We start from the raw sequence: 26,841 nt of genomic DNA on the forward strand, positions 1-26,841 counted from the left end.
TCCTAATACAGATGAGTAAAAGTGTAGGATAAAACAAAATCAATCACAATAATTGCAATCGATGCCACGACCACCGTGTTTGTGGTAACTCGCCCCACTCCCTCGGCTCCTTGCTGACATCGAAATCCAAAATAACAAGCCACTAAGGGGATCACCGCCCCGAAACAAGCACCTTTAATCATCGCAAAAAACAGATCTTTCATCTGTACAAAACGATGCATGGAAGCGATGAAAACTCCGGGCGTGTAACCAAGGTAACTTTGGCTCACCATCATTGCCGCAATGATACAGGTTACATTCGCGATGACCGTTAATAGAACGCCCCCAACAATACAGGCTAATAAGCGCGGAACCACTAAATAGTTAATGGGATCAATCCCCAACATTTTTAGTGCATCGACCTGTTCGGTAATTTGCATCGTTCCTACTTCGGAGGCATATCCAGCACCCACGCGTGAACACAAAAGAAGAGCTGTCACCAAAGCGCCAAGTTCTCGTAATATAAGTACGGCCGCAAATCCTGGCACCATCGAATCGTTTTGAATCACCATTTTCATATGAAAAGAAGATTCTAAGATCGTGACGACCGCAGCAAAACTAACACATAAAGCAATAATAAAAAGACTGCGATTAGCGACAAAATAAAGCTGATGCGTAAACTCTTTAATCCTTAAAGGAGGGGTAAAAACACCCGTAAATGTATCTGCTAAAAAGGATATCATGATCTGTATCCTCGAATCATTTGCAGGACTATTTCACCAATAAAGCTAGTAAACCAGTCCATGCCGACGATACAAACCATCGTGATCACTGACGTCGAAACCACCGCTCGGCCCACCCCTTTAGCGCCCCCGCTGGCAGTATATCCTTTATATGTACACACCGTTGCCAACACGATGGCAAAAGCACCACATTTTACCAATCCACTTAATATAGACACCGGACTCACAATCGTGGGCACATGACGAAGATATTCTTCATAATTAACCCCCGCAAAAGCTTGTCCCATCAGCATTCCACCGAAGACGGACATCATTAAGCCACCACCCAAAAGAAAGAAGCTTGAAATCACAATGCCAATAAACCTTGGGCCAATAATTTCTTGCATTGGATCTGCGCCCAAGCAGCGAACGGCATCAATTTGCTCTGTCACGCGCATCGTTCCCAATTCAGCCGAGGTGTAAGCGCCCACTTTTCCGCTGAGCATGAACGCTATTAATAATGGACCGACTTCCCTAAATGTCGCGCTCGTAGCTAGCCCCCCCAGATACCCCAACGCTCCGAACTCTTGAACTTGCATCCCGAACTGCACCGTCATGATGGCGCCCACAAAAAACCCCGCCATGGCCGTCGTAAAAAAGCTGTCCTTAGTAACATGCCAAATTTGTTCAAAAACATCGTGAGGCTTGATTTTTTTGAATATTAACGTGCCTAAGATTTTCTTAAAAAATAAAAGCGTCGCGCCCACTTCATCAATAAAAGACAGAAAATAGAGGCTCATCAGTTTAAAACCTCAGAAAGGAAATCTTTTACCAGGGGATGATCTGATTTTTTTAGTTCGCTTGGAGTACCTAAGGCAACGATATTGCCCTTATCTAAAACCACGATCCGATCGGCAATGGATAAGGCACAGTTCATGTCGTGACTGACCACTAGTGAAGTGGTTTTTAGTTCCCGTGAAAGATCTTGAATCAGTTGATTCACCGCAGTCGTTGTAACTGGATCAAGACCCGTTGTCGGTTCATCAAATAAAAGAATCTTGGGTTCAAGTGCAATGGTGCGAGCTAAACTCACCCGTTTCTGCATGCCATATGAAATTTGCGCAGGCCTTTTGTTTTCTGCCCCCACGATATGGACAAGCTTTAACGCTTTCATCACTTTATCGTGGATAATCTCTTCAGGTAACTGATAGTGACGCCGCAATCCAAAAGCCACATTTTCATAGACAGTTAAAGAATCAAAAAGGGCCGGATGTTGAAATACCATTCCGCATTTTTTTCGAATAGACAGATATTGTTCTTCAGTGAATTTAGAGACTTCTTGTTCGTCAATCCAGATCTCCCCTTCATCCGGGGTTAACAGACCGACAAGATTTTTTAGCAAGACAGATTTTCCCGTCCCCGATGTCCCCAAAATAAAGAGGATCTCGCCCTCACGGATTTCTAAACTCAATCCATTGAGCACAGTTCTAGAGCCGAATCGTTTAACGAGGTTCCGAAATTCTATCACGTATGTATGTTAGAGAGGGCCTTAGGCCGTTGTCAATGGACCCTCGAGCAAACCGCGAATGAATTGATAAACTCGTGGGTCTTTGTGGTTTTTTGTTTCTTCCGGAGTACCCGTAATCAATAATCCGCCATCAACGACGACGCCGATTCGATCCGCCATTTGAAAAGCTCGATTCATATCATTCGTTACGGCTAAAACTGTCGATTTGTTTTTGGCTCTTAATTGCAAAATCAACTCGATTATTCTTTTTGATGTGATGGGATCAAGTCCCGCCGTCGGATCGTCATAAAAGATGATCTCTGGATCGAGTGCTAAGGCCCGAGCAATTCCTAAGCGCTTTTGCATCCCGCCACTGATTTCATCGGGATAAAGATCGCGTGCATGGGCGATACCTACGGCATCTAAAAAGAGCTCCGCTTTTTTAATGATCTCGATCTCTTCCAGGTCTGTAGTTTCGCGCAACGGGAAACAGATATTCTCAACACAAGTCAGAGAGTCAAAAAGAGCATTTCTTTGGAACAAAACGCCCATTTTTTTTAGCAACGGCAAACGCTCTTTATTGCTAAGCGTTAGCCAGTCTTGTTGTTCAATAATTACTTTGCCATTCTGCGGACTTATCAAACCTGACAACGTTTTTAGAAGTGTCGTTTTACCCTGGCCACTGGGCCCAATAATGACGAAAGATTCCCCACGCTGAATTCGCAAGTCGATATTTTTTAAAACGGCCTGACCATCAAAAGTCACACTGACATTTTCTAAGGCGATAACGTCCATAAGGGTCTCGTCCAGTTCTGCTTTGTAAGCTCTCAGCGCCGAGCGGTAATTGTTGTCTCTATATCTGATTTGATATTGAATGTGGCATCTACGCAAGTTTTAAGTTTTTCCATTCATTTTGCAGCCTTAAGGAGATAAGTCATGGCTTTCAAAAGAAATAAAATTGCTGTCATTGGTGCGGGTTTCGTTGGTTCAACAACGGCTCATTGGGCAGCTCAAAAAGAGTTGGGTGATGTTGTAGTTCTAGATATCAACGAAGGTGCTGCAATTGGTAAGTCATTAGATCTTATGCAAGCAGCCGCTGTTGAGCAATTTGATACTAACGTTAAAGGTACTAGCAACTATGCTGATATCGCAGATTCAGATGTCGTGATCATCACTGCAGGTATGCCACGTAAGCCAGGCATGAGCCGTGACGAACTTGTTGGCGTGAATGCAAAAATCGTTAAAGACGTTTGCGATGGTATCAAAAAATACGCTCCAAACTCATACGTTATCGTCGTTTGTAATCCCATGGACGTTATGGCGGTTTACGCAAAACAACTTTTGGGCTTCCCACGTGAACGCGTTCTTGGAATGGGCGGCTGCTTAGATTCCGCTCGCTTCCGTGCAAACATCGCTGAAGCGTTGAATGTTTCTGTTAAAGACGTTACTGGTATTGTTATCGGTAACCACGGTGATGCGATGATGCCCCTTGTTCGTATGGCTTCAGTCTCTGGCGTTCCTCTTACAGATCTTTTACCGGCTGACAAAATCGCCGCCATCGTACAAAGAACTAAAACAGGTGGCGCAGAAATCGGCGGACACCTTAAAACAGGTTCAGCTTACTATGCTCCATCACGGGGTGCGGTTGAAATGGCTGAGGCAATTCTTAAAGACCAAAAACGTGTATTGCCTGTTGCGGTTGAACTTAACGGCGAATTCGGCGTTAACGATAAATTGATGGTGGGCGTCCTTGCTCGCATCGGTGGCAAAGGCATGGAAGGCATTATCGATTTGAAAATGAATGCTGATGAAAAAGCAGAATTCGACAAATCCGTTGAGGCTGTTCGCGTACTTGTATCTGCACTTAAAAACGTAAACTAATTGTAATCGGAGTATTTCAAAATGAATATTCATGAGTATCAGGCCAAAGAGGTCTTGAGAAAATTCGGAGTAGCCACCTTAAAAGGTAAATTGGCTCACTCTCCTGAAGAAGCTGTTGCGGCAGCAAAAGACATGGGCGGAGCTGTTTGGGTTGTTAAGGCCCAAATTCATGCCGGCGGACGCGGTAAAGGTGGCGGTGTAAAGCTTGCTAAATCTATCGACGAAGTAGGCACGTTGACGAAACAAATCTTGGGTATGACTTTGGTGACTCACCAGACAGGACCTGAAGGGAAAGTTGTTCAAAAGGTTTTCATCGAACAAGGTTGCAACATCGCTAAAGAATACTACGTAGCATGTTTGATCGACCGCGCGACAGGTCGTGCCGCGATGATGGCCTCTTCTGAAGGTGGCATGGACATCGAAGAAGTGGCAGAACATCACCCAGAAAAAATCGTGAAAGTGGACATCGATCCAGTGACTGGTTTGATGCCTTTCCAAGCTCGCGAATTGGCATTCAAAATCGGCATGGCTCCAGAAATCGTCAATAAAGCCGTGAAATTCTTCACCGGTCTTTACAATGCTTTCATCACGACTGATTGTTCGATTGCCGAAATCAATCCGCTAGTGGTGACTAAAGAAGGCGAAGTTCTGTGCCTAGACGCTAAAATGAACTTCGACTCTAACTCTTTGTATCGTCATGCAGACATCGTTGAAATGCGCGATTTGAACGAAGAAGAGCCTTCAGAAATTGAAGCTTCTAAATTTGATCTAGCGTTCATCAAACTTGATGGAAACATCGGTTGCTTAGTGAATGGTGCGGGTCTTGCGATGGCAACCCTAGACATCATCAAGCTTCACGGCGCTTCGCCAGCGAATTTCTTGGATGTTGGCGGTGGCGCTAATAAAGAAAAAGTAACTGAAGCGTTTAAGATCATTCTTAAAGATCCAAACGTAAAAGGAATCTTGGTTAACATCTTTGGTGGTATCATGAAATGTGACATCATCGCCGAAGGTGTGATCGCGGCTTCTAAAGAGCTTGGATTGAAAGTTCCACTTGTTTGCCGCCTTGAAGGTACAAACGTAGAACTGGGTAAAAAGATGTTAAGAGAGTCTGGATTGAATATCACTCCAGCAGACGATCTTACAGATGCAGCTAAGAAAATCGTTGCTGCGATTAAAGGACACTAGTCATGGCTATTTTAATCAATAAAGACACTAAAGTTATCTGCCAAGGTTTCACCGGGGCTCAAGGAACTTTTCACTCTGAGCAAGCTATTGCTTACGGCACAAAAATGGTGGGTGGTGTGACCCCGGGCAAAGGTGGCACAAAACACATCGGTCTTCCGGTTTTTAATACAGTTAAAGACGCAAAAGCAGAAACAGGCTGTAACGCTTCTGTTATTTTCGTTCCACCTCCGTTTGCTGCTGACTCTATTATGGAAGCCGTTGATGCAGATCTAGATTTGGTTATCTGTATCACAGAAGGTATTCCGGTTTTAGACATGGTTAAAGTGAAGCGCTATATGCAAGGTAAGCGCACGCGTTTAATCGGTCCAAACTGCCCTGGCGTCATCACTCCAGGCCAATGCAAAATCGGTATCATGCCTGGTCATATTCACAAGCCAGGTCGTATCGGAGTTCTTTCACGTTCGGGTACATTGACTTACGAAGCTGTTGGTCAATTGTCAGCATTGGGACTAGGCCAATCAACGGCCGTTGGTATCGGTGGTGACCCCGTAAATGGAACAAACTTCATCGACGTTTTAAAATTGTTCAATGAAGATCCAGACACAGATGGCGTTATCATGATTGGTGAAATCGGTGGCTCGGCTGAAGAAGAAGCTGCTGAATGGATCAAAAAGAACTTCAAAAAACCTGTGGCTGCGTTTATCGCGGGTGCTGCGGCTCCTGCTGGAAAACGCATGGGTCACGCTGGTGCCATCATCAGCGGGGGCAAAGGAACAGCAGAGGCGAAGTTCAAAGCTCTTGAAGCGGCAGGTTGCAAAATCGCACGCAGCCCGGCTGACATGGGCACGACTTTAAAATCTATGTTGAAGTAATTTAATATTGGATTTGAAAAGTAAAAAGCCCCGGGAAACCGGGGCTTTTTTTTCTTAAAATCCCTCTACCGTACCAATCTTGCCCTTATCGTCGTCGTCAAAAGGCAGGATAGACTCGGCTTCCGCCGCGCGCGACTTTAATTTCGTCACATTTTTAGGGGACGCATGGCTTTCTCTAGAAGCCACCGCCAACTTAACTGGGGTTTTGGTCGCTGACGTGGCGTCCGGACCTTGATGATGAATTTCCCCACCATAAACAACTTTGTTTAACTGCCCGGTCAATTGTTGGGTCGTAGCAGCTAGACTGTTGAACTCTGAAATCGTTGAGGCAATGGCTTCCGCCGATGCCGCATTTGTTTGCGTCGAGGAATCCAATTGATTCATCGCCGCACTGATTTGTTGAATCCCGATAGCTTGCTCTTGAGAAGCCGTCGCAATTTCTGAGTTAAGGTCCGCCACTTTTTTTACTGAAACTACGATGCTGTTTAGCACCTCACCACTTTGATCAGCAATTTTACTGCCGGCCTCAACTTGGGATACAGACTCTTTAATAAGCGTCGTAATATCTTTGGCGGCCGCGGCACTTCTTTGAGCTAATGAGCGGACCGCTTCTGCTACGACAGCAAAGCCTTTACCTTGTTCGCCCGCACGAGCTGCTTCTACCGAAGCATTCAGCGCCAATAGATTTGTTTGAAAGGCAATGTCGTCTATAACATTAATGATTTCTTCAATTTTTCGCGAAGACTTAGAAATCCCCGTCATTGAATGAATAAGGTTATGAATTTCTTTTTCACCTTTTTCCGCAGCCCCTTTTGAAACATCTGAAAGAACCGCGGCTTCTTTGGCATTTTCAGAATTACGCTTCACCATCGAAGTCAGCTCCTCAAGCGAAGCAACGGTTTCTTCTAACGACGCGGCGGATTCAGAAGATGCCTGAGAAAGCTCTTCACTGGATTGACCTAGCTTATCGGCAGAGTCAGCAACGCTATAACCTGCGTTAGTTAAATTAGACGCCACACCCGCGATTGTCTTGGAAACAGATGTCGCAAATAGATAGCCAAACACCATCGACACCAATAAGGCTGCCACCCCAAAGACGACAATCAGAGTCTTACCATTGTCTTCCGAAACCACCGCCGCCGATACCGAGGCGGTTGACTGACTTATATTTATGTCCGTCTCTTTTTGCAAAGCCTCGTACACCGCGGCCGCCTTTACCGGGCACACGTCGCGGATCATAGAGACAATCTGATCGCGTTCTTTTTCGTAATTGTTTGTTTTAGAAATCAGCTCGCCACCGAATTTTTTAAATTCCATCCACGCCTGTTTAAGTTCAATGTAAGTCGCGCGATGGACGGCCTCGGGATCGACCTTTTCATATTCAACAAGGCTTTTTTCAATGGCTTCAATTTGCGGAAGAGTCAGGTCGACATATTTTTTTACATCAGCGGACGTCGTTCCCTCAAAAGCTACGCTTCGAACTTGAATCCGAAGCTCCCGGAACTCTCCGTGGAGATCTCCAAGAATCTTGATAAGTGGAAGATCCTCGGCGGTGATGGCTCTATAATTGGACGCAACTTTATTAAGGGTGAAAAACCCAACCACCCCACCAGCCATTCCTAACAGGGTAACAAAAAGGCAAAGTCCCATCATTTTGGTTCGCAAGCTCACATTTTTCATAAACGACCCTTGTGAAGTTATATTGACATTTACGGACCTATTTCTCGGTTTATTGTGCCTGATACGTAAGGAAATTGACCCAGAATTAAAATAATAAACAATAAACTGGCCTTAACTCATTTTTGTGGATTAAACGGATTTTTAATTTGTCCACTTGTTAACCTTTCTTGACCGATTACTTAGGCGATCAAATATTACTGTGTTGCAATACACATTTTGTACTCGCATTTTCCGAGCCTTAACCTTCTCTTTGCAAATAGGGTCGATGGACCGGCTGTTGGTCCAGCTCCCCTGCCCCCACCCATCAAGTTTCGTTTAAAGAACGCGTCCAAATCATTGCCTCTCTTCGGGTGTTTTCCTAACTTTTTTCCAAAAACCGACCTGGTCTTTCAGCTTAAGCCCCTCCTTACGGCATTTTAGTTTGACTCTCTTAGGGGGCAGACATATCAAGGGTCCCTCGGGAGAATCTAACATGAAGAAATTATTGATCTTTGTCCTATTATTGGGCGCCACGGCGCATGCCAGTAAAATTGATGAAATCCTAATCATGACAGATGAAAGCATTCAACAAACGCTAGGCCTTTACGAGCCCGGTGCGTATGAAGTCACTTCTCAAGACTTTACGAAAGCTGCTGTCGAGCGAGATCTCGCAATAAAAACAGAGTTGATCGAACTACGTGGACCAAGGAACGCTGCTCAACAGTGGACATGTGTCACTCAATTCGTTAAAACTCCCAAGTTCTTTAAAGTTTCAGAAACAGAGTGTAAATAACTAAGGAGATTCCATGGCTATCGAGCAAACATTCTCAATCATTAAGCCAAACGCAATGAAGAAAAACGCTATCGGCGATATCATCAGCATGTTTGAAGCAAACGGTTTGAAAATCGCAGCGGCAAAAGTAACTATTCTTTCTAAATCTAAAGCAGAAGAATTCTACGCTGAACACAAAGAGCGTCCTTTCTTCGGCGAGCTAGTTTCTTTCATGACTTCTGGTCCGGTAACTATCATGTGCCTTCAAGGTGAAAACGCAGTTGCGAAGAACCGTGAAATCATGGGCGCTACTGATCCTAAAAAAGCGGCTGTTGGTACAGTTCGCGCAAAATTCGGCGATAACGTAGGCGAAAACGCAGTTCACGGTTCAGACAGCACAGCGTCTGCAGCTCGCGAATTAGCTTTGTTCTTCGAAAAGCACGAAATCTGCAACGTTTAATCGTTCACAGAATTATTCAATGTCCAAAGATAATCTCAAGGGGGGAGCGCAAGCTCCCCTTCTTGGTTCTAAGATTCAGTTGAAAATAGAAAAGCTCGCTGTAGGTGGCTCCGGCATTGCCCGTCACGATGGCATGGTGATCTTTGTTCCGCTGGCTGCGCCCGACGATGAAGTCCTGGCCGAAATCACGCTGGCTAAAAAGAATTTCGCTGAGGCTCGCATCGTCGAGGTGTTAAAACCTGGACCTTCACGTCGCACCCCTCCGTGTTCTTATTTCCTACAAGGCTGCGGGGGTTGCAATTGGCAACATCTGACCGAAGACGAGCAACGTCGACAGAAACATCAGTTGGTTTTTGAAACATTGAAAAAATTCAATCCGCAAGTTGAATTTGAATACCTTCCTTTAAAACCAAGTCCTCGAGTTTTGCGCTACCGTAATCGTATTCAACCGAAGGCCAAGGGAAATCGTTTTGGTTTCTTTGAACGACATTCACATGAAATTTTGGATATCCAAGATTGCCTAATCACCGAAGATGCTTTGACGACAAAGTTTCCTGAAGTCCGCCAATGGGCCGTAAGCAAAGGCGCTAATGATCTTAAGAAACTCGAGATGTACATCGCGGATGATGAAAGTATTCGTTATGGACTCATCACTGACGAAGACGATGGCGTCGGTTTTTCTCAAGTAAATCGCTTTCAGAATGAAGATCTTTTGCAGACCGCACTTTCTTGGGCGGGGGATCATGAATACTCAAAAGTCTTCGATCTTTATGCGGGGTCCGGAAACTTCACCTTTCCCTTAGCAAAAAAGTATAAATCTGCACATATTTACGGTGTTGAGCTCAACCCCAAATTGGTGGATAAAGCGCGCACGCAAATACGAGACAAAAAACTCACATATTTTCTTTCAGACGTGGAATCTTATATGCGTCGGGCCGTTATCGGTACCAACGACTTGGTGGTGCTAGATCCTCCTCGAGCAGGAGCCAGTGAATACATTATGCGCGCGCTTGCCGCAGCACGCCCTCGTAAGATCATTTACATCAGCTGTCATCCGGTCTCTTTGGCCCGAGATTTACAATGGTTTTTTGACTGGACACAGAAGTTGGGACTGCGCGCCCATTTAGACCGAGTGCAAGCTTTTGAGATGTTCCCGCAGACCGACCACGTTGAGACTATCGCCGAGCTGAGGGTTGACTCTTAAGCCTCTAATGATACCTTTTTAACATGTTGAAATGGATCATCGCCCTAGGGTGTCTTTCGTTGATTGGCTGTGCAAGCACAGCGACTAAAAACAAAGAAAAAGCAGAACTCTATCTGCGGATGGGTTCTACCCAAATGGAGAGCGGCGACTATCCGCAAGCGCTTCGCAATATCTTGCAAGCCGAAGAGCTTGATCCAACAAATCCTGTCATTCAAAACAATCTCGGCATGGTTTATTTTATGCGTGAACGTTATGACTTAGCCGAAAAACACTTGGCTAAAGCAATCTCTTTGGACCCGAAATATTCGGATGCGCGTAATAATCTAAGCCGCGTTTATATCGAAGTTTCAAAATTTGATTTAGCCGAAAAAGAAGTCCAGCAAGTTTTAAATGATCTGACTTATCCAAATCCAGAAAGAGCTTACATGAATCTGGGGCTTGTGAAGTTTAATCAAAAACAATACACTTCAGCACGCGTGGCTTTTTCTAAAGCTCTTAAGCAAGTTCCAGATGACTGCGCGGCGGCGACTTACTACGGTCGCACTTTTTTTGAAGTGGGCGACTATTCTCAAGCTGCCGAGGCCTTAGACAAAGCCATCGGCTTCTGCCAAAAAAGTCAGTATGACGAACCTCACTACTACAGCGCCCTTGCGTATTACCGTCTTGGCGAAAAATCAAAATCCATCGCACGCTTTGAAGGACTGATTAAGTTCTATCCTTCCGGCACCTATCGTGAAAAGGCCAAGGGAATGCTGAGCCTGATTAGAAAGGGACACTAATGAAACGTACCGGAGAAATTCTAAAAAAAGCCCGAGAAGAAAAAGGGCTCTCACTTCACGAAATCGGTCTTTCATTAAAAATCAGCAGCAAAGTTCTTAAAGCTATCGAGGAAGGCGATGAATCTCAATTGCCCGCAAAAACTTTTTTGCGCGGGTTCGTCCAAAGCTATTCGAACTATTTGCACTTAGATCCCAATCAAGTTTTAGAGATTTTCTATCAAGAAATGGGGTCGACACGACCAAAACCTTATATCCGCACAAGCGACAACGAACGACCGCCATCAAAAGAAGACATCGCGGCCGAAACTCCGATGGAAACTCCGTTAAAACCTCAAGTGCGTTCCACACCACACGATGAAGCTAATGCAGAATCGGTCGTCACACCCTTTCGAAAAAAATCTTCATCAAGTGATCGTGAAAATTTGAAATCTTTGGGCCAACCTAAATCAACCAGAACAATTCTGATCACCATCCTGGTCGTTTTTTTGGTGGGCTTAATCATCTTTACTAAAAAGATGATCGACAAATACTCCAAAGAAGCCGAAGTTCCGACTAACGAAATTTCTCAGACCATGGAGGGCGCAACTCCTGTTGATGAAACTCAGCCACCAACAGAAGCCGTGGTGAGCGCTACTGAGGAATCAAAACCTGAAGAAGCAACCGCCCCGCTGACCCCAATTTCAACAAAAGCTTCACCGGCGCCGGTGACTCAGGCAAGTCCATCACCATCGCCGTCTGCAACGATAGTGGCTTCAACACCTAAACCTTCACCAAGCCCAAGTGCCACGCCAACGACCACTCCATCAGCGACACCGACAAGCTCTCCGTCACCGACAGCAAGTGTTAGCCCAAGCGTGTCTCCAAGCCCCGCGGCTTCAGCAACGGCAAGTCCTTCACCTACGACAACACCAACCCCAAAAGAAGCCAAGCCCGTTGAGCTTATCGTCGAAGCTTTAGACACAGTGGAAATTGAATACGCTTCGCCAAGTGGTAAGCCTCAGAAAATCAAACTTTCGGCGGAGCAAGTGCATACTTTCAAAAGCCGCAGTGGTTTAAAAATCAATTTCTCTAACGGAGGTGCTGTGAATCTTATCCTTAACGGAAAAGACATCGGTATCCCGGGCGATCTCGGAAAGCCTATTAAGCTGAGTTACTAAGAGTGAAAAACTCTTTCTGGCGCATCTTTTATATCAGTCTTGCGGTTAAACTTGTCTTAGCGGCCCTTATGCCGCTAGGGGCAGACGAAGCTTATTATTGGGTTTGGTCGCACCGTTTACAATTAAGCTACTTTGATCATCCGCCCATGGTGGCTTGGATTTTATATCTTGGACATTTCTTAGAACCCTTCATGCACGCCGTGCGCTGGCCGGCCGTGATCATGGGTCATATGGTGATCCTAATGTGGTATTACTTTCTTAAAGATCGTCTGCCTTGGGAGAAAATCCGACTGTGGCTTTATCTAGCTCTCTTCTCGCCGCTTTTAGGTTTTGGATCGCTGATCGTCACTCCAGATCTTCCGGTGGTTGTATTTTGGACTTTGTCTTTAATCCTTACGGTAAAAGCTTTGGAAACTCGTGAGACAAAATATTACGCCTTTTTAGGTATCGCCTTAGGATTGGGATTCTGCGCCAAATACCACATCGTTATTTTTATCCCTTGTTTGCTGGCTTATCTTTCTTTCGAAAAACGCTGGTCCAATGTGAACTGGAAGGGCGTTATTTACACCGGCATTTTAGGTCTGATTTTCTGTGCACCTGTATTATTGTGGAATTATCAAAATGACTTTGCTTCGTTTGAATTTCAATTGCGACACGGGCTTGAATCCGAGGCTTATGAGTTGGATTGGACGACTTCATATATCTTTGCACAGATTCTGATCATGTTCCCTTTGATTTTCTGGGCTATCATCAAAGCCAAACCCACGAATGACTTTCGCTGGTCCATTTATTTCACTTGGGGACCACTGCTTTTCTTTTTACTGACCTCCTTTCGCGCATTGGTTGAAGCTAATTGGCCGGTGATTGCTTATCCAAGCTTACTGACCTTAGCTTTGTTTCATCCAAAGACATTGAAATGGTCAAAATCCTATATGATTTTTTGGGGCACAGCCATCTCAGTTGTCGTATTAAGTATATGGGTCCCGCAGTTTCGTAATATCAATGAAAAGGTCAGCGAGCCTTACGAGTTTCAATCATTTGTGCCCTTGGTCCAAGAATATCAACCACTTTATGGGGCCAGTTATCAGATCTCATCTTCACTTTGGTATTTCAGCAAGATTCCGGTTTTTAAATTGAAAGATACCAGCCGTTTTGATTTCTTTGATACGTTGCCGGAATCAATACCCACAGGTTCTAAATTCTATTTACTAAAAAAAGAATGGACTGGGGCTCCTTACTGGGTGACCGAACAAGGCTGGCAAGCACGCGAAGTTAAGAAGCTGGATTATAAGTATGTGATTGTGGAGTTCACAAAACCATGACTCGTTTTTTTGCGCTTCTGTCATTTTTATTAATCGCTTACTTCATGTATGGGTTTTATATCAATCAATACGAAGTGTCGGTCATTCCTACGCAAATCGCGCGTGATCATTCCTCGTTACTAAACGATTACAAAGGGGTGATGAATGTGCACACGGATATTAGCAGCGGCTCAGCCCCGGCAAGCTTCGTTATTACTTCAGCTAAACTTGCCAATTTAGATTTTCTATTCTTCACTGATTTAAATATCTTCAATATGCCTTATTCGGTGGAATCATATCACGGGAATCTTTTGGTTTTTTCCGCCGGTAAATACAGCTATTTAGATTCGCGCTTACTTTACTATTCTTTGAATCAAGAGAGCATTGGCAGCAACCTAGGAGAAGCTCAGGTAAAGCTTGCTGATCTGTTGTCACAGAAAACGGGGGCCAGCAAAGACACCCTCACAATCCTGGCCCATCCTTATAAGGCCGGATTTTCGTGGGTCGGTGATATTCCTTCAGGCCTCGATGGTTTTGAAATTTTGAATATGAAAAGTTTGATCAATCGCGCTTGGGGCGAGTCCAAACTTTCAACGATCTGGAGCCTTTTAATTTATCCGTTCAACCCCCGCCTGTCTTTTTTACGTTTATACACCGAACCCGCTGAAGAGTTGGCCCTTTTTGACCGCCTTAGCAAAGACCGCCGCATCGTCGCCTATGGGGGCACGGAAGCTTCAGCACGAGTAATTCCTCTGGCGAACTATTTTATTCGTTTTCCAAGCTATAAGCGTTCGTTCGAGTTCATGAGCAATCATATATTGCTAAAATCTGAATTGACCGGAAACTTTACCAGCGATCGCCAAAAAGTTTTTACCGCCATGAAGAATGGAAACTTTTATGTTTCCTTAGATATGTTGGGCGACCCCAAGGGTTTTGTGGCGGTGATGGAAGAAGATGCGGGCAAAATTCATCTGATGGGGAACGAAGTTAAGTTCAATCCCAAAAAAGGCATGAACCTAAAAGTTTCACTGCCCACAAAACCCACGTCATTTTTTGAGATCGTAATTTACAAAGACGGCGAACCTGTCGCCCGTATTAACGAACCGGAAACAAGTTTTCCGCTGCCAGGACCGGGAACTTACCGTGTTCAAGTGCGCGTAAGCCCTTTATTGCCGCTGCCTGACGCTAAAAAATGGATCACCTGGATTTACACGAATCCATTTTACGTGAAGCCTTAAAAGCTGTAACCCAAGTATATTTTAAAAGCGGCCCATCGAGGAAAATAGCCCACGATCTTAAGGGCCGTATCAATATCGTCTTTGTTTTCTTGGTTTGTAGAGTTATCCACAAACGGGGCTTCTTTTTTTAAGATTACCAACGGCTGCGCCCAGCTGAACCAGTCAATGCCAAAAGAAAAACGATCATAAAACACCCAGCGATGTCCCACACCAAGAGTTAATCCCAACGTTTGCACGTTGAATACATCCGAAGCTCCATTAATCGCCGTGTTCATGAACGACTCATTGATCGTCGCACGGAAAGCATTATAGTTCACACCCCAGAACCAGTGAAAGGCGCCGCCGCCGAAGTTTCTTTTTAGCAAAGAAATTCTCGTTTCTTTCATACTGGCAAGATCAAAGTGATGAGCACTCGCGCTAACACTAGAATAAGAATAATCAAGCTCATACAAAGTATCAGCATCCTTATGCCAAGCAACCGTTGCACCCATCTTTGAAGGTAAAACTAATTCCAAAGCCGAATACGATAACAACACCGTTGCACCGTTATTTTTTCTTGAATCATAAGCCGCTTCACTCGAAGAGCGATAAGCATCAATCATTGCGTTGGAAGCTTTTTGTGCTCCTTCGGTTATCTTCTCTCCGATATCTTTTTCGTTTTTACCGGCAACTTCTTCTGCTGCGCCTGCAGACACACCTACACATAGAACCAACAATGCTGCAAAAATCTTCAAAGTTTTCCCCTTCTGACCACTAATCCGGAAATCGGATGAATTTGACATGCTAAGCGTTCATCATCGTTAAAGCCACGGTCTTCGGCCAATTCAAGCTCTTGTCCTTCGCGGGGAGGAAGACTTTCAAGTCCAGCTTCAATATGCACGACACAAGTTCCGCAAGTGGCGTTGCCTCCACAGGTGTGATCGATCGCGACACCCGCTCGTATAGCGACATCTAGGACCGAAGAGTCCTTATGACTCACTGGGACATTTAAGTCCTCGGGCAAAAACTTGATGTATATCCCGGCCTTAGGTTTCACTTGAAAAAAACTCCCCCGATTAGTGTTGAATCTAACCTCACCATTTTGTATCAATATTTTTATGAGATTCATAGCATTTGACTTAGAAACCACTGGTACAGTTCCTGGCGTTGACCAAATCGTAGAAATCGGAGCCGTTCGCTTCATCGACGGACAACCCGAAGCCGTTTTTGCTACTTTAATTGATCCACGTCGACCCATTCCTCCAGGGGCTTCGGCCGTCAACGGAATCAAAGATGACATGGTCAAGGGAAAGCCTTTTATCGAAGACATCTTGCCCGCATTTGCAGAATTCTGCGGTGATGATGCCTTAGTAGCCCACAACGCGCCTTTCGATGCTCAGTTCCTTACTGCTGATATTAAAAAATACGAAGTGCCGGCAGCTAAAGGTGTGATCCTAGATACATTGCCAATTGCGCGCAAAGTATTCCCGGGTCTGCCAAACTATAAACTTGGAACTTTAGTTCAACACTTGAAAATCCCAACAACGGATTTCCACAGAGCGGAAGAAGATGCTTCTTATTGCGGTCACTTATTCTTCCAAATGATGAAAAGAATTTCGATCGGCGGACAACCTCCACAAATCGGAAACTTAATTGCCTTAACGGGAAAACCAGAACAACGTTTCCCACAAATTGTCCGTCAGCCAAAGCAGATGGATCTTTTCGGAAATCTTCTTTAAGACTTCAACCCCGGCAAAACCAGGGTTTTTTTCAGTCTTGCGCCCGTCCGCTATTCAGCGGCCTTATGAGCAATCGGATAACGACGTCCACGGCCGAACGAGTGCGGCGAAACTTTCAAAATCGGTGGCGCTTGCCAACGTTTGAATTCGGTCTTCATTAAGATTGGCAATAACCATTTATCCGTTTTCGTTTTTGCAGCGCCTGATTTTTCAACCAAATAACTAACTGATTTATCAAGCTCTTCATAAGGCGGCAAAGAATCCTGATCTTTTTGATTGGCTCTTAATTCTGCCGTTGGGGCCCGATCAATAATTTCTTTGGGGATGATTTCACCTTGTTGATTATAGTATCGCGAAAGCTCGTACACTTGACCTTTGGTTAAATCCCCAATGGGTGCCAAGCCGCCGCACATATCTCCGTATAGCGTAGAGTAGCCCGTGGCATATTCGTCTTTATTACCGGTGGTCAGAAGCATGCTGTTTTCTTTATTAGAATATGCCATCAAGGTCATTCCGCGCAGGCGGGCCTGCAGATTTTCATTCACTAAGCTGAAACCTTCATGTCCCATGCCGGACTTTAAAGCACCTAGCATGCTTTCGTAAGCCGGATTGATATCGACGGTTTTCAGTTCGACACTTAGATTCTTCGCCAACTTTTGGGCAAGCTTCAGGCTGTCACCAGAACTGTAAGGACCCGGCAAAGCAAATGTTGTCACGTTCGAAGGCCCCAGCGCATCTACCGCTAAGGCCGCCACCAATGCCGAGTCAATACCACCGCTAGATCCTAAATGGACTTTTTTGATGCCCACTTTCTCACAGAAATCACGAATTCCCAAAACAAGCCCGCGACGAAGTTCTTCGAGCGAACTTAATGGCGCATTTTTATTCCAGACTTCTTTGGTTTTAATGTCGATAACGTTGATGTCTTCAACAAACTGCTGGCAGCTTAAAAGCTTTTTGCCTTTTTTATCTAAAACAAAACTGCCGCCATCAAAAATGATTTCATCTTGAGCACCAACCATATTCACGTACATGATAGGCGCGTTGAAATAGGCCGAGGTGCGAGTCGTCACATATTCACGCTGTTTCATTTTTCCCAGAAAATAAGGTGATGCGCTAAGGTTGATCACCATATCGATTTTCTTTTTTGGAACTTTGGCTAGAGGATTTGTTTTATAAGCGGACACTAGCTTCTTATCCTCCCATGCCCAGATATCTTCACAAATAGTCAGAAAAAACTTTTTCCCTTTCCATTGGAAATAGTTTTTAGAAAAATCACCGGGCTCAATAAATCGCGCCTCATCAAACACATCGCCCGTAGGTAATAATTGTTTGTGAAAAAATCTTGGCTTCTGACCTTTTGAAACAAGGGCCGCGCTGTTGAAATACGGCCGACCTTTTTTACTAGGGTTTTTCGTGATCAATCCAACGATGACACCGATATCTTTTGGTAAACTTTTTACTAAGGATTTGAACTCCGCTTCCTGTTTAGAAACCAAAGAGGCGCGCTCTAAAAGATCAAACGGATGATAACCAAAAAGCGAGCATTCCGGAAAAACAACCAGGTCGCATTTTCTTTGGTGTGCTTGGTGTACGAAGTCTAAAATTTTTTCTTTATTGCCTTTGAAATCGGCGAGTGTCGGATTGATTTGGGCGATTGCGATTCTCATTCAATCACTATACGCCCAGAAAACCCGTCTTGGTAGCCATGCCAATGATTAATTTCATTTTCTGGGAACTTCCAGCAATAGTAGCCTTCACCATTGTCAAAATCTGCCATCCAAAGGCCCTTTGGATCGGCTCCCAACTTCTCAATCTTGATTTGCCAGCGATCAATAACAGAGTTGATCTCTGCCTCAATCCCCACCACCGTAGGATGTGTTTTGTCTGAAAAGGCATCGATGCGGTTCAGCAACGCGCGCACTTCGCGGCTTGAATCTTCCGTCATACGGTAAATCAGAGGCAATAAGTCACGCGCCTCTGTCAAACTGAATGTCCTTTTGCGATTGATTTCAACCACATTTTCCAACTGAGAATCCCCCGTCCGCAATCGCTGAGGAGGCGTGTATCTACTAAAGCGCGACGTGATTCAAGGATATTAAGAGATGTCAGAAAACTTAAGAATTTCTATGAAGAAATTCTAAACGCGATGCGGTTATTTTTCTCCACTTTTCGACATTTGCAGAGCTTGACCGCCAATGAAAATCACGAGTGCGATCACCAGTGCGGCAATAAATAAATAACGTATAAAATTTCCAATTGTGAATGGCTTGTCTTCTTCCTGAATGATCGGTTTGGGTGGCGGTTTGATTCCGATTTTCTTTTTTTCTCTACGCACAGATTCCGAAGCGACCGTCATCCCTGCAGTACCTTCGGCTTTTTTCTCTAGCTCTTTTTTTTCGGCCTCTGTCAGGCCCGTAATTGCGATGGAGGAGGTTTTTCTTTGCGAAATGGCGTAGCTATTACCATTTTTATTGCCAAAGAATCCCCCGGCGCCGCCGTTCTCTAATGCGATTTCGACAACCTTACCGCTTTTTCTGGAGCTGCTTTCAACGCCGGAACTAGGTCTACGATTGATGTTGATATTGCTACTGCCCCCACGGGAAGAACTTCCCGCATAAGAACTTTTTTCAGACGCGGTAGATCCGCGGTTGTTATTCGTTTTCGTTCTTGAACCACTCGAACTAGAGCCTTGACCATCACTTCGTGGAGGACGACCCGCTGTGATAGTGCCGCCTTCAAAACGCTTATTACATTCCGAATCGTCTTCAACCTGTGATCCCGCAGTGGTACCAAGTGTCGGCAATTCCCCGTATTCTAAAAGGCAGGCTGTATATTTTCCCATATAGTTTGAGATGAATTCACCAAAAGGCTTAAATAATACCTGTGATAACGCCATCAAAATCGCCACGGTTACTAGCATGATCAGCGTGTATTCGATCACGGCCTGACCACGTACATTCCCAGGTCTAGATAAGAGAGGAGATTTCTTCACTGCAGAGGGCATTTAAGTCATACTACAACATATGAAGCATGGACTGAATTTCAATCGCCCGGTCATGAACTTGTTCTTGGCTTTCGTCTCATTATGGTACATCGGTATCGGATGCGCCTCGACTTCAGTTCAGGGCCGCGATGAGTTTGATGATTTCGCCGACGACAAAACACCGGCCCACGGAAAGAAATCACCCGTGGCAAGCAAACCCGCTCCAGTTAAGCCCGCCTTAAAACCTGAAGAACGCATCGAAGAATTAAAAAAACAGATCCGCGCCAATCCCAAAAATTATGGGCTTATCGTGGACCTGTCCGAAGAGTTTTATAAAACCGCCCAAGACCAAAAGGTCACCGTTCTTTTATGGAAATACGTCGACAAAATTGATCGCCGCGGATTGATTCTATTAGCAAAAGCTCATCAAAAAAGAAAAGAGCCCAACGAAATGATTCGCGCATTGAACATTTTGATTGGAAAAAACGAGCGTGACTTTGAAGCCCACACCATGATTGGTGATGCCTATGCGATGGCACTTAAAAATAAAGAGGCCTTAGAAAGTTACAAGCGCGCCTTAGAGCTGAATAAACAATACGAACCCGCGTATAATGGATTAGTGAATCTTTACGAAAAACGGGATCCACCTAATTTGTATGAGCTGCGCATTCTGTTTCAAGACATGATGGAGGCCATCGGTCCAAGGCCCCAATATTTACGCCGCCTGTGCGAAATTAACACTTCCGATGGAACTTTTGATGCCGCCATCCAGATGTGCAATGCCGCAATCTCTAAAGACCCTAATACGCCAGAGCCTTACGTTTATTTAGGTCTTTCGCAAAAGGCCTATGGAGACGAGGCGGAGGGCAATAAAACCCTGCAGAAGGCCGCTCAGAGCTTTCCTCAATCCGAACTGGCTCTTTATAACTATGCAAAGACCTTAGAAGAAAAAAAGAACTTCGTAGAGGCTTTAAACAACTACAAAAAGGGCACGGACGCAGATCCCAAGTCAGCACGCTCTTGGCTAGGCTTGGCCAACACATCTTTTGAGATTCGAAAATACGAGATCTCATTAATCGCCTACCGAAATGCCTGTCGTTACGACAAAAAAAATGCGGTGGCCTTTAGAAGAGCCACCACAGTTTTAAGAAATCAAAAAAATGGAGAGTGGGCGTCCAAGTTCGAAGAAGCCTCCGAAACTTGTACTTTTTAGGTCGAACTAGTTAACTTCGACGATTTCACCAATAAGATCGTATTCCATGCTGTCGGTTACATGAACTTTAACCATGTCACCCACCTCAGCCGTACCGTCATTGATCAAAACCACGCCGTCGATATCCGGAGCTTGGCCCCAGAAGCGGCCTTGCAATAGCAAGTCTGTTTCTTCACTGAAGCCTTCGACGATCACGTCGATAGTTTTACCAACAAAATCGCGGTGCTTTTCGCGAGAAATATTTTGCTGAACTTCCATCAAAGCGTCGTGACGATATTGTTTTACGTCTTCGTCGATTTGATTTTCCATACGGCCGCCAGGAGTATTTTCTTCTGGGGAGTACTTAAAGCAACCTACGCGATCAAAATTTTGGTCTGCTACGAACTGTAATAACTCTTCAAATTGCTCTTCAGTTTCACCTGGGAAGCCCACGATGAATTGAGTACGAATAACCGCTTCAGGAATGTATTCACGGATGTTCATCAGTGCCGTTTCAACTTCATCACGAGTCATTTTACGATTCATTGATTTAAGAACCGCATCGTTGATGTGTTGCAATGGCATATCGAAGTATTTCACGATTTTTTTGCTTTTCGCGATAACTTGAACCATCTCTTGCGTGATTCCATCTGGATACAAGTACATCAAGCGGATCCACTGCAAGCCTTCAACTTGGTCTAAGGCTTTAAGCAATTCGACCGGGCTTTCTTTGCGAGTTGGATCTTTACGACGGATATCCCAACCATAATCAGTGAAGTCATGGCTGATGATGATCAATTCTTTAACGCCACCCGCAACCAAAAGCTTCGCCTCGGCTACGATCGCATCGATAGAGCGAGATTGAAGGTTACCACGGATCAACGGGATCGCACAGAAAGCACAACGCTTCATGCAGCCTTCAGAAATTTTTAAATACGCACGGTGACCCGGTTGAGAGTTCACGCGCGGGGTCGCCTCTTCTTGCAAATACGTGGGCAAGTTGAAGAATGTTTTCTTCTTTTCGCCTTCATCAGAGTTTTTTAAGATTTTAGCAATATTTTGGAATTCACCAGAACCGACAAAAAGATCGGCCTCTGGCAAACCTTCGACAAGGTCGTCTTTATACCGTTGAGTCAGGCAACCCGCGACGACCACTTTTTTAATTTTGCCTTCTTGTTTTAACTCACTCATGTCCAAAATACGTTGGATAGACTCTTTTTTTGAATCTTCGATGAAGCCACAAGTATTTACGATAACGGTGTCAGCCTCATCCGCCTCGCCCACAACCTTATAACCGTCCTTCATCAAAGTTCCGGCCATAATCTCACTATCAACTAAATTCTTTGGGCAGCCCAAAGAGATAAAGTGAACCTTCTTACTTTCAACTGTTTCCTGCTTCATAGATCGGTAACCTGCGCGTCTTTTGGAGGTTGGTATTTAAACAAGTTCTTCTTCTCAGACTTCAGGAAGTTTACATTGGTGAAGGTCAACGTTGTCATGTTTCCAATGTCGTCTTTGTATGAAACTTGGTTCAATGTATTGTCTTTAGTATTTAATCTAAGGCTCATGGCTTTGATGTTCAGATCGTCTTGCAACGGTTGAACATCGACCGTCAAAATATCGCCATCTTTTTTATCACCCAAAACTTTGAAGTTCTTTTTGATATCTGTTCCGATAAGTGTCGAAAGCAAGATGTGTGATTTTGTTTTCTTGTCTACTTTGCCACGAGCCACCTGTACGGGTCCACCAAACTCAGGAGGAGGACTTTGCTCACTCCAGATTGTTTTACCGTCATACACCAACAATGTTTTTTCAGGCTTGGTATTTTCCCAACGAAATTTTCCTGCACCTAAAAAGATTTTGCCTTCGTGTTTTGTTTCTTTACCTAATAATTCAGACTTCACCGTTTTTTCCACATTCATTTCCACAAGCTTCGTGCTGCGGTATTTTTTTGTGATTTTTTGCAAAGCCGTTGTTGAACTCGCGATAGAGTTCGAAGCGGCAAAAGCGGTAGAAAGTGAAAACACGAAAAAGAGAAGGACTTTAAGCGACTTAAGCATTCAATCCTTATAACAGATCCTTGGACGCCCCGCAAGAGAGGCTCCTCTGAGCTAAAGCCCAAATCTGGAAGTTTGCTGGTCGGCCCAAGGCGATATGAGCAGACCTCGCGGTAGCCCCTGTGGTTACGATATCGTCGGCGAAAATCCACAGTATTTGCGACTCAAAATCCACAGTATCTGTATTATTTTCAATAAGTTCCATCTCAATAAGCGCCCGAGTGCCGCGGTCTGCCCCGCGCTGGGCATACTGTCCCGTCTTTCGCAGGCACGGCAGGAGTTCCGCCCCCAGAGCCTGACTCAAGCCTTGGGCCCAAAGCATCGCGTGATCCGTTTGCCCTTTTTTGGATGGCGCGGGAACCACATAGATTTTGAAATTCCTCGGCAAGGTCTCGCAGTAATTTCGAGACATTTCTTTAGCATAGTAATGCCAAGCTTCTTTTTGTCGAGAGCCTTTTAGCCATAAAATCAGGCGCGAAAGGATATCACTCCGCCCCGGAACCCAGCGGTATAATGAGCGAATTTGCAAACCACGCAAGGGTTGTGTTTCTAAGTCTTCCGCCCAAAACTTCAGGGCTCCCTCGCATGAATGACACAGACATCCTAAACTCGGTCGGAAAGATCCGCAGTTCAGACAACATCCCATGTATCTTCGAATTAGGTTAAGAATTGGTTTCATGACAATGCTTCACTGCAAAAACTTTGACAGCATTTTTAGACCGACCTAGAACTTAGGCATGCGTTTATTATCTATTTTAGTTTTGACCGGTTTTACATTGTCCATCTCTGCATTTGCTCAAGGTCTTTCTGCGGTTCGTGAGACCGGCGAAACCTATGAACAAGCCCAAGCTCGCAGCTTGATGCTTTATCAGTTAAAGAATATCGAATCTTTCACTCAGCCTGACACTTACCTGCGCCGCACTCCGATGGATGTTAAGGTCAGTCTTGAAAAATTAGACACCACAACCATCCCACAACTTTCTTCTTATGAAGTTTTGGAAAATGAATTTAAATATATTCGCGACACGCGTTTTTTTAATTCACCAGATCCTAAATTTCCGCGCCGCCTGACATGGCTTTATCCAGACGATGGATGTTATGCCCGTGCGGAAATGGCTAAAATCAAATTGGTCGAACACAAACAAATCGCGCCTAACAAAATCTTCGTCTTTGGGAACTTAAATGCTTCGACGAAGAATACTTTTAATGGACGTGTTCAGTGGTGGTATCATGTCGCCGCAACTTACCGCGTAGACACCAAGGTTTATGTTTTTGATCCTTCCATCGAACCCGAGCATCCGTTAACTTTGGACGAGTGGCATTTAGCTGTCGGGGGCGCCCAAACTTCTGTGAAATATGCCGTTTGCGCTCCAAACGCGTTTGATCCTAACTCAAACTGCGAACGCCCCGTTCAAACAAATATTTCGGATGTTATTTCTGAACAAACCGACTTCTTAGGTCCCGAGTGGGAACGAGTCGAACTTTTGCATCGGGACCCAACAAAAGAGCTTGGCGAGTTCCCGCCTTGGCTTCACTAAATATTGTGATACGGAATTTTTTTGATAATCGTAAAAGCGCGATAGATCTGCTCTAGGCTCATCGCTTGCGCCATCAGGTGGTTCATCACCATCGGTGAAAGACTGATCTTAAGATCTGCACGACGGCGCACATCTTCATTCACACCAAAAGCGCCGCCGATGATAAATACCGCTCTTTTTTTCGAGCTGCCCAAGATATTTTCGATTTTTTTAGAAAATTGAATGGAATCAAGAACCGATCCACGTTCATCAAACAGGACAACATAATCGTCACTATTTAGATTTTTTAAGATAAGATCGGATTCTTCGTTGCGTTTAAAGTCGGCATCTTCACGTGCCGACTTTTTTGCTTTAAGGGCCTGGATATCTAGCGGAATAAAAAACGAAATCTTTTTTTTGTACAAATCGCTGACTTCATCGGCCCAAGCCTCTTTAGCCGTGGCGAGATTGTACAAAACAAATTTCATAACTAGGGCGTTCCTGGTTTTCCAACATATGGATCTTTAAGACCCATGTCTTTACCGTCGCGCCACAAGTTTTCTAGATTGTATTCTTGACGAACAAAATCATAGAAGATGTGAACGATCAAAGAGCCGTAATCGACTAAAACCCAGCGGCCTTCATCGATACCTTCAACACTTTGTGGATGCACGTTGTATTCTTCTTTAACCGCCATCACGATATTTTCAGCCATTGCAGCCGCGTGACGAGTTGAGGTCCCTGAAGCAATCAAAGTGTATTCGCTTGGCGCCGAGCTGCCCGTTAAGTCAAACCCACGGACGTTAATGCCTTTTTTTGCAAACAGCACATCCGCGCAGAACGCAGAAAACTTTGTGAAGTCACCAATACGATCGCCAAGGTTGCGATACAGCTTGTGTTCTTTGATGTAAGATTCAACTGCAAGTGGAAGATATTTTTCTACGGGCTTTCCCGTGCGCAACCACTTACGAACTTCACTTGCCGAAATTTCGATATCACGCAAAGTGATGAACTGAATGCTGCGACCGGTGTTTAACTCAATAAAGTTAAAGTCAAAATCTGAAACCATTGGCTTCAAGTACGCTGGCATTTCTTCTAACGTTTCCGGCGTGTCGTAACCGGGGCGAGTCGTCACGATTAAGTTCACTTCCGAAAGAAGTTTTTGATAGTCTTTCCACTGAGAAAGCTCTTCAAATTTATCAGCGCCAACGATCAAAAACAAATCTGCCGCTTCATAGGATTTACGCAGACTCATTACAGTGTCGATCGTGTAGCTTAATCCGCCACGTTTGATTTCTTGGTCATCAACAAAGTAAGTTTCTCCGTATTGTTCAAAAGCCAAACGAGTCAGTTCTAAACGTTGGTCTGACGTTGGACCTTCAACCGGAGTTTTAAGAGGATTCTGGGCCGCCGGAATGATGTGCACTTTACCCAAGCCGACTTTTTTAGCGACGGTTTGAACGGCATTGATATGACCCATGTGTGGAGGATTGAAACTACCTCCGAAAATACCTATTTTCATGTTTGTTCTTCTTCTTTCTCGACAAGGATTTGACGAGCTAATTCTTGGATGAATTCTTTGATGTTGGTTCCTGTAACCGCAGAAATTGCGTATGGCTCTTGGCCAGAAGCTTCTTTAAACTTTTGTTTAAGTTTATGAAGTTGTTTTTCGCTCAAAGTATCAATCTTATTTAGCACCACAAACTGAGGGCGTGTCGCCAAAGGGAAAAACCCTTCTTTGTCGCTGTTAGTTTCGTCGTACATCTTAAGTTCGTTATTGATGTCGTTGTAATCATCAAGCGGATCACGGCCGGACATTCCTGAAGCATCAATCAAGTGAATGAACAAACGTGTACGTTCGATATGTTTTAAAAATTGAATACCTAAACCCACGCCAGAGTGAGCGCCTTTAACTAGGCCCGGAATGTCAGCAACCACAAACGAAGAGTAATCGCCCGCTTTAACGACACCCAAGTTAGGAGTCAGTGTTGTAAATGGATAATCCGCGATTTTTGGTTTCGCGGCAGAGATACGTGAGATCAATGTTGATTTACCCGCATTCGGAAATCCAACGATCCCCACGTCAGCGATCAGCTTAAGCTCTAACTTAACTTCAAGCTCTTCGCCTTCTTCACCGGGCTGCGCATATTCTGGAGCTTGGTTCACCGAGTTTTTGAAAAACTCATTGCCCATGCCCCCACGGCCACCTTTAAGCAGCGTGTATTCAGAAATACCGGTCATATCGACAACGATTTCGCCTTCAAGATTTCTTAGAACTGTTCCTTCTGGAACAACTAAAACGAAGTCTTCACCATCTTGACCGGATTTTTGACGTCCCATACCCATTTGCCCACTTTGGGCCGAGTATTTTTTATTGCGACGGATGTCGACAAGAGAGTTGATATGACGAGATGTACGGATAACGACGCTGCCGCCTTTACCGCCATTGCCACCATCTGGGCCCCCGCGGGCCTGCATAGATTCGCGGCGAAAGCTAACGCAACCTGGGCCGCCGCGGCCAGACGCAAGAGTGATATTTACTTCATCGATGAATTTCATAACAGCACCATCTATAACAAAAAAGGAGCCGCAAAGCGGGCTCCTTTTTATGTATTGAAAAAATGTCTTGGTGCTTATCTATAGAAACTGTCT

The 26,841-nt window shown here is 44.7% G+C and carries 29 protein-coding genes; 13 read left to right on the forward strand and 16 right to left on the reverse strand.

What is annotated here, in order from left to right; translation table 11 throughout:
* Window positions 1-2: 2 nt before the first annotated feature.
* From AZI86_RS06140 to AZI86_RS06155, 4 genes are read right to left on the reverse strand one after another with little or no spacing between them, the layout of a single operon-like run.
* Window positions 3-722 carry an MlaE family ABC transporter permease gene (locus tag AZI86_RS06140; RefSeq protein ID WP_061834186.1) on the reverse strand — a complete coding sequence of 240 codons (720 nt, stop codon included), beginning with the start codon at window positions 720-722 and terminating at the stop codon, window positions 3-5.
* A complete protein-coding gene (locus AZI86_RS06145; RefSeq protein ID WP_061834187.1) occupies window positions 719-1,501 on the reverse strand; it encodes an MlaE family ABC transporter permease in 783 nt (260 codons plus the stop codon). The genes AZI86_RS06140 and AZI86_RS06145 overlap by 4 nt, the downstream gene beginning before the upstream one ends.
* Window positions 1,501-2,229, reverse strand: coding sequence for an ABC transporter ATP-binding protein (locus tag AZI86_RS06150; RefSeq protein WP_061834188.1), 729 nt, complete (start codon window positions 2,227-2,229; stop codon window positions 1,501-1,503). The genes AZI86_RS06145 and AZI86_RS06150 overlap by 1 nt, the downstream gene beginning before the upstream one ends.
* Window positions 2,230-2,250: 21 nt before the next feature.
* Complete coding sequence (locus AZI86_RS06155; protein ID WP_061834190.1) at window positions 2,251-3,003, reverse strand: ABC transporter ATP-binding protein; 753 nt, start codon at window positions 3,001-3,003, stop codon at window positions 2,251-2,253.
* Window positions 3,004-3,144: 141 nt separating this feature from the next.
* On the opposite strand from AZI86_RS06155, the gene mdh reads away from it, so the two are divergent.
* The 3 genes from mdh to sucD are packed head-to-tail and all read left to right on the forward strand — an operon-like array spanning window position 3,145 to window position 6,149.
* On the forward strand, window positions 3,145-4,089 hold the full coding sequence (mdh, locus tag AZI86_RS06160) for a malate dehydrogenase (RefSeq protein ID WP_061834192.1): 945 nt from the start codon (window positions 3,145-3,147) through the stop codon (window positions 4,087-4,089).
* Window positions 4,090-4,110: 21 nt separating this feature from the next.
* Complete coding sequence (sucC, locus tag AZI86_RS06165) at window positions 4,111-5,277, forward strand: ADP-forming succinate--CoA ligase subunit beta (RefSeq protein WP_061834194.1); 1,167 nt, start codon at window positions 4,111-4,113, stop codon at window positions 5,275-5,277.
* 2 nt (window positions 5,278-5,279) lie between these two features.
* Complete coding sequence (gene sucD, locus AZI86_RS06170) at window positions 5,280-6,149, forward strand: succinate--CoA ligase subunit alpha (RefSeq protein WP_061834196.1); 870 nt, start codon at window positions 5,280-5,282, stop codon at window positions 6,147-6,149.
* 54 nt (window positions 6,150-6,203) lie between these two features.
* Here the strand turns inward: sucD and AZI86_RS06175 are convergent, their stop codons facing one another.
* Window positions 6,204-7,829: a HAMP domain-containing methyl-accepting chemotaxis protein gene (locus AZI86_RS06175; RefSeq protein ID WP_061834197.1), complete on the reverse strand. Its 1,626-nt coding sequence runs from the start codon at window positions 7,827-7,829 to the stop codon at window positions 6,204-6,206.
* A gap of 472 nt (window positions 7,830-8,301) precedes the next feature.
* Here AZI86_RS06175 and AZI86_RS06180 point away from each other — a divergent pair, with 472 nt between their 5' ends.
* Genes AZI86_RS06180 through AZI86_RS06210 form a run of 7 tightly spaced genes read left to right on the forward strand, consistent with a single transcriptional unit; the run spans window position 8,302 to window position 14,719 of the window.
* Entirely contained in the window at window positions 8,302-8,601 is a 300-nt protein-coding gene (locus AZI86_RS06180) for a hypothetical protein (RefSeq protein ID WP_061834198.1), read from the forward strand.
* Window positions 8,602-8,614: 13 nt separating this feature from the next.
* A complete protein-coding gene (ndk, locus tag AZI86_RS06185; protein ID WP_061834199.1) occupies window positions 8,615-9,040 on the forward strand; it encodes a nucleoside-diphosphate kinase in 426 nt (141 codons plus the stop codon).
* Between the two features lie 19 nt (window positions 9,041-9,059).
* Complete coding sequence (locus AZI86_RS06190; protein ID WP_061834200.1) at window positions 9,060-10,244, forward strand: class I SAM-dependent RNA methyltransferase; 1,185 nt, start codon at window positions 9,060-9,062, stop codon at window positions 10,242-10,244.
* Between the two features lie 23 nt (window positions 10,245-10,267).
* Window positions 10,268-11,023: a tetratricopeptide repeat protein gene (locus tag AZI86_RS06195; RefSeq protein WP_061834201.1), complete on the forward strand. Its 756-nt coding sequence runs from the start codon at window positions 10,268-10,270 to the stop codon at window positions 11,021-11,023.
* Window positions 11,023-12,180, forward strand: coding sequence for a helix-turn-helix domain-containing protein (locus tag AZI86_RS06200; protein WP_061834202.1), 1,158 nt, complete (start codon window positions 11,023-11,025; stop codon window positions 12,178-12,180). Before AZI86_RS06195 ends, AZI86_RS06200 begins: the two co-directional genes overlap by 1 nt.
* A gap of 2 nt (window positions 12,181-12,182) precedes the next feature.
* Window positions 12,183-13,502 carry a glycosyltransferase family 39 protein gene (locus AZI86_RS06205; protein WP_061834203.1) on the forward strand — a complete coding sequence of 440 codons (1,320 nt, stop codon included), beginning with the start codon at window positions 12,183-12,185 and terminating at the stop codon, window positions 13,500-13,502.
* Entirely contained in the window at window positions 13,499-14,719 is a 1,221-nt protein-coding gene (locus AZI86_RS06210; RefSeq protein WP_061834204.1) for a hypothetical protein, read from the forward strand. Before AZI86_RS06205 ends, AZI86_RS06210 begins: the two co-directional genes overlap by 4 nt.
* Here AZI86_RS06210 and AZI86_RS06215 read toward each other — a convergent pair.
* Both AZI86_RS06215 and AZI86_RS06220 read right to left on the reverse strand, forming a co-directional pair.
* Complete coding sequence (locus AZI86_RS06215) at window positions 14,716-15,453, reverse strand: hypothetical protein (RefSeq protein ID WP_061834205.1); 738 nt, start codon at window positions 15,451-15,453, stop codon at window positions 14,716-14,718. The genes AZI86_RS06210 and AZI86_RS06215 overlap by 4 nt on opposite strands.
* Window positions 15,450-15,755 (reverse strand): 2Fe-2S iron-sulfur cluster-binding protein, encoded by a 306-nt coding sequence (locus AZI86_RS06220; RefSeq protein WP_253715786.1) that lies wholly within the window; start codon window positions 15,753-15,755, stop codon window positions 15,450-15,452. The genes AZI86_RS06215 and AZI86_RS06220 overlap by 4 nt, the downstream gene beginning before the upstream one ends.
* Window positions 15,756-15,816: 61 nt before the next feature.
* Here AZI86_RS06220 and AZI86_RS06225 point away from each other — a divergent pair, with 61 nt between their 5' ends.
* Window positions 15,817-16,437 carry a 3'-5' exonuclease gene (locus AZI86_RS06225; protein WP_061834206.1) on the forward strand — a complete coding sequence of 207 codons (621 nt, stop codon included), beginning with the start codon at window positions 15,817-15,819 and terminating at the stop codon, window positions 16,435-16,437.
* Window positions 16,438-16,487: 50 nt separating this feature from the next.
* On the opposite strand, the gene AZI86_RS06230 is transcribed toward AZI86_RS06225, so the two are convergent.
* From AZI86_RS06230 to AZI86_RS06240, 3 genes are all read right to left on the reverse strand, one after another.
* Window positions 16,488-18,107 (reverse strand): NAD+ synthase, encoded by a 1,620-nt coding sequence (locus AZI86_RS06230; RefSeq protein ID WP_061834207.1) that lies wholly within the window; start codon window positions 18,105-18,107, stop codon window positions 16,488-16,490.
* Window positions 18,104-18,457 (reverse strand): DUF2203 domain-containing protein, encoded by a 354-nt coding sequence (locus tag AZI86_RS06235; RefSeq protein ID WP_253715869.1) that lies wholly within the window; start codon window positions 18,455-18,457, stop codon window positions 18,104-18,106. The genes AZI86_RS06230 and AZI86_RS06235 overlap by 4 nt, the downstream gene beginning before the upstream one ends.
* 135 nt (window positions 18,458-18,592) lie before the next feature.
* A complete protein-coding gene (locus AZI86_RS06240; protein ID WP_253715788.1) occupies window positions 18,593-19,432 on the reverse strand; it encodes a hypothetical protein in 840 nt (279 codons plus the stop codon).
* Window positions 19,433-19,463: 31 nt separating this feature from the next.
* On the opposite strand from AZI86_RS06240, the gene AZI86_RS06245 reads away from it, so the two are divergent.
* Window positions 19,464-20,636 carry a tetratricopeptide repeat protein gene (locus AZI86_RS06245; protein WP_061834210.1) on the forward strand — a complete coding sequence of 391 codons (1,173 nt, stop codon included), beginning with the start codon at window positions 19,464-19,466 and terminating at the stop codon, window positions 20,634-20,636.
* 6 nt (window positions 20,637-20,642) lie between these two features.
* Here AZI86_RS06245 and rimO read toward each other — a convergent pair whose 3' ends face one another.
* From rimO to AZI86_RS06260, 3 genes are read right to left on the reverse strand one after another with little or no spacing between them, the layout of a single operon-like run.
* Complete coding sequence (gene rimO / locus AZI86_RS06250; protein WP_061834211.1) at window positions 20,643-22,016, reverse strand: 30S ribosomal protein S12 methylthiotransferase RimO; 1,374 nt, start codon at window positions 22,014-22,016, stop codon at window positions 20,643-20,645.
* A complete protein-coding gene (locus AZI86_RS06255; RefSeq protein ID WP_061834212.1) occupies window positions 22,013-22,675 on the reverse strand; it encodes a LolA family protein in 663 nt (220 codons plus the stop codon). The genes rimO and AZI86_RS06255 overlap by 4 nt, the downstream gene beginning before the upstream one ends.
* 7 nt (window positions 22,676-22,682) lie before the next feature.
* Window positions 22,683-23,210 (reverse strand): phosphoribosyltransferase, encoded by a 528-nt coding sequence (locus AZI86_RS06260; RefSeq protein ID WP_157684644.1) that lies wholly within the window; start codon window positions 23,208-23,210, stop codon window positions 22,683-22,685.
* 199 nt (window positions 23,211-23,409) lie between these two features.
* Between AZI86_RS06260 and AZI86_RS06265 the strand changes: the two genes are divergently transcribed.
* Entirely contained in the window at window positions 23,410-24,210 is an 801-nt protein-coding gene (locus AZI86_RS06265; protein WP_061834214.1) for a protein-glutamine glutaminase family protein, read from the forward strand.
* Here the strand turns inward: AZI86_RS06265 and AZI86_RS06270 are convergent.
* Genes AZI86_RS06270 through obgE form a run of 3 tightly spaced genes read right to left on the reverse strand, consistent with a single transcriptional unit; the run spans window position 24,207 to window position 26,748 of the window.
* Window positions 24,207-24,677 (reverse strand): 23S rRNA (pseudouridine(1915)-N(3))-methyltransferase RlmH, encoded by a 471-nt coding sequence (locus AZI86_RS06270; RefSeq protein WP_061834215.1) that lies wholly within the window; start codon window positions 24,675-24,677, stop codon window positions 24,207-24,209. The genes AZI86_RS06265 and AZI86_RS06270 overlap by 4 nt on opposite strands.
* Window positions 24,678-24,679: 2 nt before the next feature.
* Window positions 24,680-25,711, reverse strand: a complete 1,032-nt coding sequence (gene nadD, locus AZI86_RS06275; protein ID WP_061834216.1) for a nicotinate (nicotinamide) nucleotide adenylyltransferase — start codon at window positions 25,709-25,711, stop codon at window positions 24,680-24,682.
* Complete coding sequence (gene obgE / locus AZI86_RS06280; protein WP_061834217.1) at window positions 25,708-26,748, reverse strand: GTPase ObgE; 1,041 nt, start codon at window positions 26,746-26,748, stop codon at window positions 25,708-25,710. Before obgE ends, nadD begins: the two co-directional genes overlap by 4 nt.
* Window positions 26,749-26,841 lie beyond the last annotated feature (93 nt).

It is taken from the genome of Bdellovibrio bacteriovorus, assembly GCF_001592735.1.
GTDB lineage: Bacteria > Bdellovibrionota > Bdellovibrionia > Bdellovibrionales > Bdellovibrionaceae > Bdellovibrio > Bdellovibrio bacteriovorus_D.